Source organism: Flavobacterium sp. MR2016-29, assembly GCF_015350695.1.
Classification (GTDB): Bacteria; Bacteroidota; Bacteroidia; order Flavobacteriales; family Flavobacteriaceae; genus Flavobacterium.
Genome location: NZ_JADKPU010000001.1, coordinates 396,153 through 409,149 on the forward strand (window position 1 = coordinate 396,153; position 12,997 = coordinate 409,149).

The 12,997-nt window shown below is 34.3% G+C and carries 15 protein-coding genes; 12 read left to right on the forward strand and 3 right to left on the reverse strand.

The window, feature by feature from the left end:
• Nucleotides 1-91: 91 nt before the first annotated feature.
• A complete protein-coding gene (locus IR010_RS01840; protein WP_194601098.1) occupies nucleotides 92-415 on the reverse strand; it encodes an ArsR/SmtB family transcription factor in 324 nt (107 codons plus the stop codon).
• A 1-nt stretch (nucleotide 416) separates the two neighbouring features.
• Nucleotides 417-845 carry an SRPBCC family protein gene (locus IR010_RS01845; protein ID WP_194601101.1) on the reverse strand — a complete coding sequence of 143 codons (429 nt, stop codon included), beginning with the start codon at nucleotides 843-845 and terminating at the stop codon, nucleotides 417-419.
• Between the two features lie 313 nt (nucleotides 846-1,158).
• Between IR010_RS01845 and IR010_RS01850 the strand changes: the two genes are divergently transcribed.
• Together IR010_RS01850 and IR010_RS01855 are read left to right on the forward strand one after the other, a co-directional pair.
• The gene (locus tag IR010_RS01850) at nucleotides 1,159-1,401 is read left to right on the forward strand and encodes a hypothetical protein (RefSeq protein ID WP_029269887.1); all 243 of its coding nucleotides are present in this window, start codon (nucleotides 1,159-1,161) and stop codon (nucleotides 1,399-1,401) included.
• A 207-nt stretch (nucleotides 1,402-1,608) separates the two neighbouring features.
• Nucleotides 1,609-2,787 (forward strand): dipeptidase, encoded by a 1,179-nt coding sequence (locus tag IR010_RS01855; RefSeq protein ID WP_194601104.1) that lies wholly within the window; start codon nucleotides 1,609-1,611, stop codon nucleotides 2,785-2,787.
• 173 nt (nucleotides 2,788-2,960) lie between these two features.
• On the opposite strand, the gene IR010_RS01860 is transcribed toward IR010_RS01855, so the two are convergent.
• Entirely contained in the window at nucleotides 2,961-3,974 is a 1,014-nt protein-coding gene (locus IR010_RS01860) for a zinc-binding alcohol dehydrogenase family protein (RefSeq protein ID WP_194601107.1), read from the reverse strand.
• A gap of 123 nt (nucleotides 3,975-4,097) precedes the next feature.
• Between IR010_RS01860 and IR010_RS01865 the strand changes: the two genes are divergently transcribed.
• The 10 genes from IR010_RS01865 to IR010_RS20050 all read left to right on the forward strand — a co-directional run bounded on the left by IR010_RS01865 (nucleotide 4,098) and on the right by IR010_RS20050 (nucleotide 12,956).
• Entirely contained in the window at nucleotides 4,098-4,655 is a 558-nt protein-coding gene (locus IR010_RS01865) for a GNAT family N-acetyltransferase (protein WP_194601110.1), read from the forward strand.
• 207 nt (nucleotides 4,656-4,862) lie between these two features.
• A complete protein-coding gene (gene kaiC / locus IR010_RS01870; RefSeq protein WP_194566424.1) occupies nucleotides 4,863-6,536 on the forward strand; it encodes a circadian clock protein KaiC in 1,674 nt (557 codons plus the stop codon).
• Between the two features lies 1 nt (nucleotide 6,537).
• The gene (locus IR010_RS01875; protein ID WP_194566426.1) at nucleotides 6,538-6,834 is read left to right on the forward strand and encodes a circadian clock KaiB family protein; all 297 of its coding nucleotides are present in this window, start codon (nucleotides 6,538-6,540) and stop codon (nucleotides 6,832-6,834) included.
• 3 nt (nucleotides 6,835-6,837) lie between these two features.
• On the forward strand, nucleotides 6,838-7,137 hold the full coding sequence (locus IR010_RS01880) for a circadian clock KaiB family protein (protein ID WP_029269873.1): 300 nt from the start codon (nucleotides 6,838-6,840) through the stop codon (nucleotides 7,135-7,137).
• A complete protein-coding gene (locus IR010_RS01885) occupies nucleotides 7,130-8,395 on the forward strand; it encodes a sensor histidine kinase (RefSeq protein ID WP_194566430.1) in 1,266 nt (421 codons plus the stop codon). Before IR010_RS01880 ends, IR010_RS01885 begins: the two co-directional genes overlap by 8 nt.
• A gap of 1 nt (nucleotide 8,396) precedes the next feature.
• On the forward strand, nucleotides 8,397-8,813 hold the full coding sequence (locus IR010_RS01890) for a response regulator (RefSeq protein ID WP_029269869.1): 417 nt from the start codon (nucleotides 8,397-8,399) through the stop codon (nucleotides 8,811-8,813).
• Nucleotides 8,814-9,344: 531 nt separating this feature from the next.
• The gene (locus IR010_RS01895) at nucleotides 9,345-9,566 is read left to right on the forward strand and encodes a hypothetical protein (RefSeq protein WP_194601113.1); all 222 of its coding nucleotides are present in this window, start codon (nucleotides 9,345-9,347) and stop codon (nucleotides 9,564-9,566) included.
• Nucleotides 9,567-9,615: 49 nt separating this feature from the next.
• On the forward strand, nucleotides 9,616-11,427 hold the full coding sequence (locus tag IR010_RS01900; RefSeq protein WP_228515063.1) for a T9SS type A sorting domain-containing protein: 1,812 nt from the start codon (nucleotides 9,616-9,618) through the stop codon (nucleotides 11,425-11,427).
• Nucleotides 11,428-11,467: 40 nt separating this feature from the next.
• Complete coding sequence (locus IR010_RS20045; protein WP_228515065.1) at nucleotides 11,468-12,292, forward strand: hypothetical protein; 825 nt, start codon at nucleotides 11,468-11,470, stop codon at nucleotides 12,290-12,292.
• A 76-nt stretch (nucleotides 12,293-12,368) separates the two neighbouring features.
• Nucleotides 12,369-12,956, forward strand: a complete 588-nt coding sequence (locus IR010_RS20050; RefSeq protein ID WP_228515066.1) for a hypothetical protein — start codon at nucleotides 12,369-12,371, stop codon at nucleotides 12,954-12,956.
• Nucleotides 12,957-12,997 lie beyond the last annotated feature (41 nt).

Sequence of the window (12,997 nt, forward strand, 5' to 3'; positions counted from 1 at the left end):
TCATTAGCGTTGCGAACTTTGTTTTTTATAAATCTTATAAGTAAAAAATCCTTGCGGACTTTGCGGTACACGTTAAAGTTGCTTTACCCTTTTAATTCGGCAATTTATCATCCATTAAAGATTCTAATTTTTTGAATTTTGAATTCCAAAATTCATCAAAGTACGAAAGCCAGCTTTTAAGTGCATCAAAACCGTCTTTTTTTAAACTGCAATAACGTTCTCTCCCACTATCTTCTATCGAAATAAAACCTGCATGATGCAAGATTTTGACATGTTTAGAAACAGCAGGGCGACTCATATCAAAATGATCTGCAATCGAATTAATTGTTAAGCGGTCATCACAAAGCAGGGACAGCATTTTTCTTCTGCTTGGATCTCCAATAACCTGAAATACATCAAGAGCCGGTGTTGCCATTTTATGCATTTATTAGGTTTGCTATTTTTTCTAACTTTTCTGTCCAGCCATGATTTAAACCGTTGAAGAAATCAAGATTTTCATCTTTGGCAAAACCGTTATGTTCCAAAAAAACTTGAGTTCCGTCTGCTGCTGGTTCAAGTTTCCATACTACAACAGAATTAAGTGTAATCTTTTCATCACCAGGTCCACTTGCCCAAGAATAGGAAAGTTTTTTAAATGGTTCGACTTCTAAAACAGTACAATAGAAAATTCCATCGAAATCCAAGCTCGGAATTGGACCTGTCCTGAACTGAAAATCTGTTCCAACAATTGGTTTAAAATTGTTTTTCATAAGCCATAGCTCCATCAAATCGGAGTTGGTCAAATATTGCCAAACCTTTTCAGGGGAATGTGCAAAGAAATACTGATGTTTGATGCTTCTTTCCATAATAAGTAACTTTTAAGTTACACAAATATATAAGTAACTTTTGAGTTACGCAATTATTTTATAAAAAAAAATAAAATCATAACAACGAACACTTTACCAAACAAAACGTTTTCAACCACTTACCTTTTTTCATATGAAAGTTTTTTAAAATTTTAACAACATAATCTAAATCCAAATCTTGTATTTCAACGTAAATAAAAGCAGACGGTACTCGGGAATGCGGTAGATTCAAATGGAGTAGTTTTTGGAGCATATTGAACGCTATCACATTCCTAGAATATCGTTTTTTATTAAATTTTAAGCAGATCACAGGTTGGAAAAAGTACACATTGAGAGGTTAAAAAAGACTTTAGAATACTTAGAAAGCAAACAGCGCGAACTAAGAAGAGAAACTGAAAAGGATACGCGAAGTATCGAATCGATGATTAAATTTCTTAAGAAGGATATGATCGAACAGTTCAAATTATTCGAATACAACTTATACATTAAACAAGAAATTAAAAATACTGACAATTTTATCAGCAGTGTGCGAGATATAATTGATGAGCAATCATAACGTTAAGTTTTTGAGATTCCCCCAGTCCCAAAATATTTAGCATTCTTGTGGCGCATCTTCTTTTGAAGCTGCGCCATTTTAATTTTAATAATTCATAGTACTAAACAATAAATTCATCGGCTCTTCTTCCTTCTCTGTCGATTGTCATTTCTATACCATTATTTTATACTTACTTTTGTTCAACATCAAATTATCTATTTGAAATTTATGAAAGAAACGGAACAAAAATGGTCCCGCAGGCAGTTTATCACCACCGTAACGGGAGCCGGAACCGCCCTTATGCTAACGCCTCAATTATCTTGGGCAATCAGTAAATTAGATCCTGCGACTGCAGCAATTGTATCTAAAATAATCGGAATTGGAATTGACACGCACAATCATATTGATGTGCCGCTAAACACGGCAGAATTGCCAGGACCGCAAATTGATCTTTCTGGCGAAATGAAGAAATCTGGCTTAGCCGCCATATGTATGACATTTGCCGTAGATTATCAGCAATTGAAAAATCCCGGAGACGCTTATACCCGATTCATAAATGGCCTTGATGCTATGGATAAAATCTTGGAAAGGAACAACATGAAACGCTCTCTTAATTTATCTGATATCAAAACAGCCCATAAAAAACAAAAGCCAACGGTTATTCAATCTGTTGAAGGCGGCCATTTTCTTGAAGGACAATTAGACCGCTTAAATGTCGCTTATGGCAGAGGTTTACGCCATTTAGGCTTGCTTCACGATCATGATGCGTCTGTACCTTTAGGAGATGTTTTTACCAATCCGGTTCAGTTTAACGGACTGACTTCGTTTGGAGCAGATGTTATAAAAGAATGCAACAAACTCGGAATTCTTGTCGATCTTTCTCACGCAGATAATACGACTGTAAATGCAGCGCTGAAAATCGCAACTAAACCTGTTTTAATTTCTCATACCGGTCTCGATACACAATTAGGTCAAAATGAAAATTTTGCTAAAATGATGAAACCGAGACTAATCAGCAAAGAGCAGGCAAAAATTGTTGCAGATGCAGGCGGTGTTATTGGAGTCTGGACGCACTTAGCAGACACGCCTTTCGAGTATGCCCAAAATATAAGAGTTATGGTTGATGTAGCTGGCATTGATCATGTTTGCATTGGAACCGATACTAAGCTGACTCCATCGTATAGATCTCCAAATAAATCGGGCGAAAATGGCCCAAAACCGCAAAACAATCAAAAACAGGAACGCCCTGGCGAGCGAACCAATTTTACATGGAAAGACCAAACAGAAGGTTTTTATTACACTGTAGTTGACGCTATGCTTAAAACAGGGTTTACAGAAAATGAAATTATAAAAATTGGCGGCGGTAACTTTTTACGAATATTTGATGCTGCGACGGCTGTTCATTAACATTTTAATGTAGATTACAATTTTTACATTCATTATGAGGATTCAGAATTGTATATGAATTTTGAAAGTATTGACTCTCCCGGAGTACAAGTTTTAATAAAGAAAATAAAAAAGTAAAACGCATAAAAAAATCCCAATGATTGGGATTTTTTTATTTTTTGTAAATCAATGCTCTAAAATTTCACCGCTATTTTTCCGATCGTTTTTCCTGACTCTAAAAGTTCGTGCGCTTTTTTGAAATTCTCTGCTGTAAGTCCGTTTAAGGTTTCGTTCAGCGTTGTTTTCAAAATGCCTTCATCTAATAAATCGGCTATTTTATTAAGAATATGGTGTTGTTCTATCATATCTTCTGTTTCGAACATCGAACGTGTGTACATTAATTCCCAAGAAAAAGAAGCACTTTTGTTTTTTAGTTTATTTAAAACAATTGGATCACTGCTTCCTGTAATCGACGCGATATGTCCTTGCGGTTTAATAAGTTCAACCATAGTATCCCAATAAAAATTGGTATCAACAAAATCTAAAATAAAATCAACATTTTGAAATCCGGCTTCACGCACAGAAGCAATTAAATTTTTATGATCTACTACAAAGTCAGCTCCTTGCTTTTTGCACCACTCTATTGTTTCTGGTCGAGATGCGGTTGCGATAACGGTTAATCCGGCAATTTTCTTCGCCAACTGAATCGCGATCGAACCAACGCCGCCAGCGCCGCCAATAATCAAAATCGTTTTGCCTTTGTCTTTTTCTGGATTGATTCTGATGCGGTCAAACAATATTTCCCATGCAGTCAAAGCCGTTAGCGGAATCACGGCTGCTGCTTCGATACTTAATGTTTTTGGTTTTTTACCCACAATTCGCTCATCAATAATCTGATATTCGGCGTTGCTGCCTTGTTTGGTGATATCACCTGCATAGTAAACTGGATCGCCAATTTCAAACAAGCGCACATTTTCTCCCACATTTTCTACAATTCCAACAGCATCCCACCCAATAATTTTAGGCGTCTCCAGAACAGTATCTTTTGCGCTGTTCTGACGAATTTTAAAATCGACTGGATTTACAGATACTGCACTGATTTTTACTAATAAATCATTTGGACCTGGAATTGGTTTTGGAGCTTCGAATTCTATAAAGCTCTCTCTTTCTTGTATGGGTAACGATGTTTTAAATCCTATTGCTTTCATTTTTTTAAATTTTTAGTTTAAAATATACTACAAAGATAAGGGCAGATAAAATTTTAATAATGGTATAAGTTCATTGTATATTTGTACATATTCATCTTTTGAATACATTTAAAAACATCAAAAATGATTATTAGAAAAGCACTCTCTGAAGATTCACCGCAAATCGCTCCTATGCTGCTGCTCGCAATGGAAGATATTGTGTATAAATTCATTGGCAAAAAAGATTTAGACATTGCAAAAGATTTTTTATTGCATTTTGTCGAAAAGGAAAACAATCAATATTCTTATCAAAATTGTTTTGTAGCCGAAGAAGAAAATAAAATTATAGGTGCTGTCAATATTTATGATGGTGCTACATTAGAGAAATTAAGAATTCCAGTTATAGAATATGTTCGAGCTAATTTTAACCCAGACTTTCATCCGGAAGATGAAACGCAAAGCGGTGAATTTTACATTGATGCTTTGGGCATAGACCCACAACATCAAGGAAAAGGAATTGGATCTAAAATATTGCAGTTTTTAATCGAAAAATATGTTAATCAAAAAAAACAGACTTTAGGTTTGCTGGTAGATGAAGATAATCCGAATGCTAAAAAATTATATGTAAAGTTAGGGTTTGCGTTGGTTGGCAAGAAGACTCTAGTAGGGAAAACTTTGGAACATCTTCAAATTAAAATTTAACATATTCATTAAAATTAATATTTAATTGATCTTTCTGTAACAAGCCATTAACGTCTTTTAATTCATTTAATAATTTACAACCTTATTTTATATGATGTTCATTCAAAATGTTCGAAATTTCTTTAAACAGCTGTTAAATCTTTAATAATTTTTAATTGTTAATAAATTAGGAAAACGTATATTTGAGTAAACAGAATATTTATAAACGTGCAAGTACAATCAAAATCACATAGTTTTATTTTTCCTAAAACTCCTACAGGAGTAGATGGCCTAGATGAGATTACTGATGGAGGCTTTCCAAAAGGGCGTCCTACATTAATCTGCGGTGGTGCCGGCTGCGGAAAAACTTTGTTATCAATGCAATTCCTTATTAAAGGTATTACAGAGTATAACGAACCCGGAGTTTTCATGTCTTTTGAAGAACCCTCGGATGACCTTACATTAAATGTAAAATCTCTTGGCTTTGACCTTGAGCAGCTTAAAGCTGATAAAAAACTGGTAGTCGATCATGTTCGGGTTGAAAGATCTGAAATTGAAGAAGCTGGTGAATATGATCTAGAAGGTCTATTCATCAGATTAGGACATGCAATCGATTCTATAAAAGCGACAAGAGTAGTTTTAGACACTGTTGAGTCTCTATTTTCAGGCCTTGACAATCAAGCGATATTACGAGCAGAATTAAGACGATTATTTCATTGGCTTAAAACAAAAGGCGTAACAGCAATTATTACTGGAGAACGCGGTGAAGCTACGCTTACGCGCCAAGGTTTAGAAGAATACGTATCAGATTGTGTTATTGTTTTAGATCATCGTGTAATCGAACAGGTGTCAACCAGAAGACTTCGAATTGTAAAATATAGAGGTTCTACTCATGGTACAAACGAATATCCTTTTCTTATTGATGAAGAAGGAATTTCTGTACTTCCGATAACCTCATTGAAATTAGATAACGAAGTTTCTTCTGACATTGTGCCGACTGGGTTAACAGGCTTAAATGAAATGTTTGAAGGCGGTGGTTTCTATCGCGGGAGCAATATCTTGGTTTCTGGAACCGCTGGAACGGCTAAAACCACGATTGGCTGTTATTTTGCCAATCAGCAATGCGAAAATAAAGAGCGAACAATTTATTTTGCTTTTGAAGAATCGCCACAGCAATTGGTACGAAACATGAAATCAATCAATGTTGATCTTCAGAAACATATTGACAAAGGTATTTTGCAGATTCATTCTTCAAGACCTTCGCTGAACGGACTTGAATTGCATTTGCTCACGCTTAGAAAACTAATTAAGGAATTTAAGCCTACAACAATTATTATTGATCCCATCAGTAATCTTATTACAGTAGGAAGCGAACATGAAGTTCGTTCGATGCTGGTGAGGCTTATTGATATGCTGAAAGCAAATAATATTACAGCGCTTTTTACATCATTAAACAAACAGACAGACAGTGTTAGGCCAGATCTTGCAGAAGAATCTGTATCATCACTTGTAGATACGTGGATTACGGTTCGCGATATGGAAGGAATTGGCGAAAGAAACCGTGGAATCTTCATTGTAAAATCTAGAGGAATGGGACATTCGAATCAAGTTAGAGAGTTTGTAATTACAAATAAAGGAATTGAATTATTAGATGTCGAATTAGGACCACAAGGAATTCTTACTGGTGCTGCAAGAAAATCACATCAATTCAAGAAAACAATGTCAGATATTAAGCTTCAGAATGAAATCAGTCGAAAAGACCGCGAAATTGAACGTAAGCGAAAAGTCTTAGAAGCAAACATAGAAGCGCTCAAGACTGAGTTTGAATCTGCTGAAGAAGAGTTAAGTATACTTAAAGCAACTGAAGAGCTGCAGGAAAAACTCGCTTCTAAAAAGAAATAATATGAAAAAAGAAATTGTAGCCGAATGGCAGTTACGATTATATATAGCTGGCCAGACACCAAAATCAATTACGGCACTTGAAAATATAAAAAAATACGCCGAAGAACATTTGAAAGGAATTTACAGCATTGAAATTGTTGATTTGCTTAAAAATCCTCAATTGGCAGAAGGTGATCAGATTTTTGCTGTACCTACATTAGTGAGAAAATTTCCAGAACCTATCCGTAAGATTATTGGTGATCTTTCGAATGAGGAAAGGGTACTTGTGGGGCTTAATATCCAACCCTTAAACTCTTAAAAAATGGACGATTCATCTGATGGCTCAAGTTCAACTAAACATAAATTTATGCTTTTTGTTTCTGGTATGTCTGTAAAATCAGGCCATGCCATAGAAAACCTGCGCAAAATCTGCGATAAATATCTTGAAAATAATTACGAATTAGAAATTATTGATATTAGTCGTGATACCGAGCAGGCTATGATACATCAAATAGTAGCAATACCTACTTTAATCAAAATAAATCCTGCACCAAGAAGAATAATTCTGGGCGATTTGTCAGACAAAGAGAAAGTATTAAGAATTCTAAACATACGTGAATAATTTGAAGGATAATAATACAAATATTGAATCTTTATTAGCTGAAATAGCCTCATTAAAAGAGCAGCTTTATGAATCTAACAGTATTGTTGATGCCATAAAGCAGGGAGATGTTGATGCGCTGGTAGTAAATACAAATGGTACTCCAGAGATTTATTCACTCGAAACGGCCGACTATACATTTAGACTTCTTATTGAGAAATTTGGACAAGGTGCACTGAGTGTTTCTAGAAACGGGCTTATACTATATTGTAATGATTTTTTCTCAAAACTTGTAGGCATACCTTCTGAAAAAATTATTGGAAATTACATTTATGACTATTTCCAAAATCAGGATCATTTTTCTGCTATAATGGAAGCTTTGAAATATGGTATTAATACGCATGAAATTATATTTAAAACTGAAAACTACAAAAAAACTTTTCCTGCTTATATAGCAGTTACAGACTTAGAGCCGGCTGTCTTAGGAATTGGAATTGTGATTACAGATCTTACTGAAAAGAAAAAACATGAAGATGCCCTAATACGCCATCAAAGAGAACTCGAAGAAAAGATCAACGAATTAAATCGTATAAATGCAAATCTTGAAGAATTTATTCATGTAATTTCACACGATCTTAAAGAACCTCTGCGAAAAATTGTTATGTACAGCGGCAGAATAAATGCCTCTAACCTTTTAGATCTTGATGCAAAAGCCATGCATGTCATGAAATCATCGGCATTGCGATTAAACTCACTTGTTGATGATTTAGTAAAGTATTCTTCGCATACGGCTCAGGAAGAACGTACAGAAGTAAATTTAGTTGATATCATTTCTGAAGTAAAAGATGATTTAGAAATTATAATCTCTGATAAAAAAGCGATTATTGAAATTGGAAAACTTCCAACATTAAAGGCATCTAAAGTGCAAATGCGCCAGCTTTTTTCTAATCTTATATCAAATGCTATTAAATACAGCAAAGCAAATATTCCTCCTGTCATACAAATTTTTGAAACCAATAATTTTGAATCAGAAAACTCAAAAAATAAAGATGCTTTTTTGAAGATTCAGATAAAAGACAATGGTATAGGAATGGAAAAAACTCATCTCCTTAAAATTTTTACTATCTTTCAGCGACTTCATGCTAAAAATGAATATTCTGGAAATGGTATTGGTCTTTCGATTTGCAAAAAAATAATGGAGAACCATTCAGGACATATTACTGTTGAAAGTCAAGTGAATGAGGGTACCACTTTTAATCTTTATTTCCCTATCTACTAAAATGTTAGAAAAAAACAACTTACATATAATTATTGCCGAAGACGATCACGATGACGCCGATGTAATCACCGAGACCTTCAGCAAAAATCCTGATTTTAGAAAGGTCAGCCTTGTAGCAAATGGCGAAGAACTTTTAAATTATCTAAAAAATACTTCAAACGAAATTCCAGACGTTATTCTCACAGATATTAATATGCCCATTATAGACGGCATTGAAGCACTGCAGGAAATCCTTAATACAGACGGACTCAAAAATATTCCATGTTTTGTCTATTCTACAAGCATAAATCCGGTTTATAAGGAAAGATGTGATCTGCTGGGGGTAAAAGGTTATCTCATTAAGCCTTATTCTATTGAAGCTTTTGAAGAAATTCCAAAAAACATCCTTAAAATAATTGAACATAATATGCAAGTATAAATATCTAAACCTTTAAAACTTTATTCTTAATCTATAAATTTTGAAATAATGCTTGCCGCTATAAAAACAAAAAGAGCTGATTTAAAGATCAGCTCTTTTTTTTGTTTAGAATTTAAATCATTAAGAATATTCTTTACTTCCTAACTTACTTTCATTGTAAATAGTTTTAGTAAAATTACTATGCATACATAGGAAATTACTTAAAATATTATACATAGTATTAAAAAATATAAGAATTTTTTCAGTATATTTAATTAAATATCATATTTAAACTACAATCTGTAATTGTTAAAAGAATGCTATAAACCTATTTTGGCACTATTTAGAAGGTAATTTTTATAAGATTTTTTATGAATTAACAAATGTCTTATTATTAATTTAAAAAATTAAAAAAACTCATGAACTTCATTTTCAGCAAAATACAGGTTTCGAAATAAAATCCTAATCACATTTTATAAAATTATTCTTACCTGTCATTTCTACCCCTACTTACATCTATGAATTTTATATACCCAAATCTAAAATTAGCATATGAAAGTCAGAAAATTTAATTTACTATCAGCCTTATTTCTTTGCTTAGCTTTCAAAAGTTATGCTGTTCCTTTTCCTCCTCAACCACAATCAATTCCTCCTCCGGTCGGTGATCCGGTTCCTATTGACAGTCAAATTTTGATACTGTTTGCAGGTGCTGTTTTGCTTGGAATGTTTTATCTCCTGAAGAAACCAAAGTCTAAATTATCTGGAGACGCTTAATAAAAAGGAAACAAATCAGAATCTACTACTATACTTAAAAGTAAAAGTTATGAAGAAAGCAACATTACTTATTTTAATACTCGCTACTACAAAATGCCTCTCACAAATTTATTTTAGTCCTAACGCGAGCATGTATGTAAAAAATGAAATACTTTATGTAAAACAAGATGTGAATTTAGCTTTAAATTCAAATTTATATTTACGAAACAATTCGCAATTAGTGCAAGGTGCCACAGGAACATCTACCAATACTGGAGCCGGTTTGCTATCTGTATATCAGGAAGGCACATCAGATAATTATGATTATAATTATTGGTGTTCTCCTGTTGGAAATGCTTCGGCTTCTTCAGGAAACGAATATTTTGGAATTACGATGTTAAGCCGTCCGACAACTTCGATTGCTTCGACAACAGCGTCTATTCTAGCTCCAACCATTTCTGACGGAACTTCAAATCCGCTTGCAATAGCTTCAAAATGGATTTATAAACTCGTTAATGCTAATAATTACTCGCAATGGGTTTTTGTTGGCAGTGCAACATCATTGGCTCCAGGTGAAGGTTTTTCTATGAAAGGCACAAGCGGAACTGATGCATTAGATCCTGAAGCAACTGGCATTACTAACAATCCAGGAAGTGCTCAAAGATATGATTTTAGAGGAAAACCAAACGATGGCAATATTACGATTACACTGGGGATAAATAATGCTACGTTAACAGGAAACCCATATCCATCGGCTTTGCACTTAAATGCTTTTCTCTTAGATCCTTCTAATACAGCCACTGGAGGCATTGCGTACTTTTGGGAACAAGATAAAACGGTTAACTCTCACACTTTAATAAATTACAGAGGCGGTTATGGATCCTATTCTCCAGTAGACTTAACTTCTTCAGGTGTTTATGTTGCTGCATTCTTCAATTCTTATAAACCAGATGGATCAGTAAACAATGTAGGATCAACATCTGGACTTGTAATAAATAGACGATATTGTCCTATTGGTCAAGGCTTTGTTATTAGTGCAACTGCAAGCGGTACAGCAACATTTAAAAATAGTCATCGAGTATTTATAAAAGAAAGTCTCGGCTCGTCTCAATTTGAAAAAAAGAAACCAGAAGAAAAAACCAGCAAGAAAGAAGATTCAGCGGAAAAAAACAATGAAGATATCGTCGAAGAAGTTTCTCATTTTAAACTTAATACCATAATTGACAATCAATTTACCAGACAATTGGCGCTGGCTTTTGTACCACAAGCAACTGACGGAATAGATTATGGTATTGATGCATTAAATATGGATGATGCGCTCCCAAATGATGTGACCTTTTGGATAGAAAATGGCAGTTATGTCATTCAGGGCGTTAGTTTTGATGAAACAAAAAAAATTGCACTTAATGTAAAAGCTGCTTCAACTGCAACGTTTAAATTTTATATACCTGAATTTATAAATTTCAATGCTTCGCAGATGGTTTATTTGTATGATGCCTTAGACAATTCCTATCACGATATCAAAAATGCAACATATGAAGTGACTGTTCCTCCAGGAATTTATGCTGACCGATTTAAGATTGCTTTTAAAAATAGCGGAACAATGGGTGTCGGTGACAATGTTATAAAACAATTTTACGTAAATCAAGATAATTCCAATAGCACTTTAAAGGTTTCAAATCCTAGCAATCTAGCATTAAAATCATTTAGGCTTTATGATGTGTTAGGCAAAACAGTATTGTCTAAGAAAGATTTGGGAACCGAAGAAAATTACACATTTTCAACCAGTGGCTTAAGCAGCGGTGTTTACTTAACCGAATTCTTAACTATTGATAATCAAAGATTCACTGAAAAAATTATCATTTCAAATTCTGGAAAATAAAGATACATCATAAAAAAATCATTAACTAATATTAGAAATTATGATCACTAAACCTACTCTTCAAAATTATAAGCCATTTTTACTGCTGTTTTTTCTTTTTTTAAATTTTATCGGAAATGCACAAATAGGAATTGGTACCGTAACACCAAATGCCAGTTCAGTTCTGGACATTACTTCTACTACTAAAGGAATGCTGGCGCCGAGAATGACAACTGCTCAAAGAACTGCCATAACAACTCCAGCAGATGGATTGCTTGTGTATGATACAGATTTAAAATTGTTTTATTACTACTCTTCTACTGGTGCGGCTTGGATGCCTATTTTAAATGGAACGAACGGAAGAACTAATTTTAAACGTGTAAAATCTGCTGCAGATCTAGCACCTGAACTTACCGCAGGAGGAGGATCTGTCTATTTATTAACGTCGAATACCTTGTATGAAATAAATGGAACAATCAGCATAAGCAACCCAATAAATTTAAACAATGCGTATGTTGCTGGGCAAGATACGAATGAAGACATTATTTCATCTACAGGTGTTGTTTTTCAAGGAGCTACAGGCGGCAGTATCAGGAATGTTACGTTAAAAGGAACAAAAGCCTTTGATATTACGGGTCCAGGAATCGCAACAGCTACCTCTCTTTTGGTTCAAAATACGGTTATAGATGGGATGACAACAAGTGTTGGAAATATTTCGGGTTTAGGATTATACTTCGGGAATATCGTTCAGTTTATAAACAACACCACTGGAATGACGTATTCTAATATTGGCAGTTTACTGTTGAGCAATCAAGCATGGTTTAGTTCTAATAATGGTACTTTTGAAACATTTACTGGCACATTCGGATTAATACAAAAAAAATAGCGGTTTCAGCACTGTTGATGCAGCCGATGTTGCATTAGATGTCAGTACTGCTGGTCTTACCGTAGGAACAGGCATCTTGCTGGGTACCGTTTTTTCAGGAACTACTACAGCTCCTTCTGGTTATGTTAAAGGTTATGCTGCAGCATCAACTTATCCTGGTTATCTTTTTAGTCTTGCATGGACAGTAGATTCACCAGGTATCTCTCGTGAAGGTGATGGCGATTCTACCGGTGATATTAATTTAGATGCAGCAGTTGGTAGTGGTGTAACAACTACATTTAGTGGCACAGGAACAGGAAGCAGAACTAAAGTTCTGGGTACTACTACATCTAATAGTTTATTTCGTTTTACAAAAGACGGAAATAACAGAATTACGTATAGAGGAAACAAAGCAAGATATTTTCAGGTAGCTGCTTCAGTTTCATATCAAACAAGTGCTGATGCAACAATAATTCTTTATATAGCAAAAAACGGTACAGTACTTACTGAAACAAAAGTATATGGCAAACCTAGCAGTGGACTTTTCTCTTCTGCTGGTATTATGGCTTTGCCAATTATAGGAACTGTGCAACTGAAAACTGGAGATTATATTGAAATTTGGGCAGAACGTTATGCTGGCAGCGTAGATATGCAAACAGTCTCTCTAAATTTAACTGCCAAATAAAACAAGATTAATTAATATAAAAAAGGGAATAGATTAGTTTC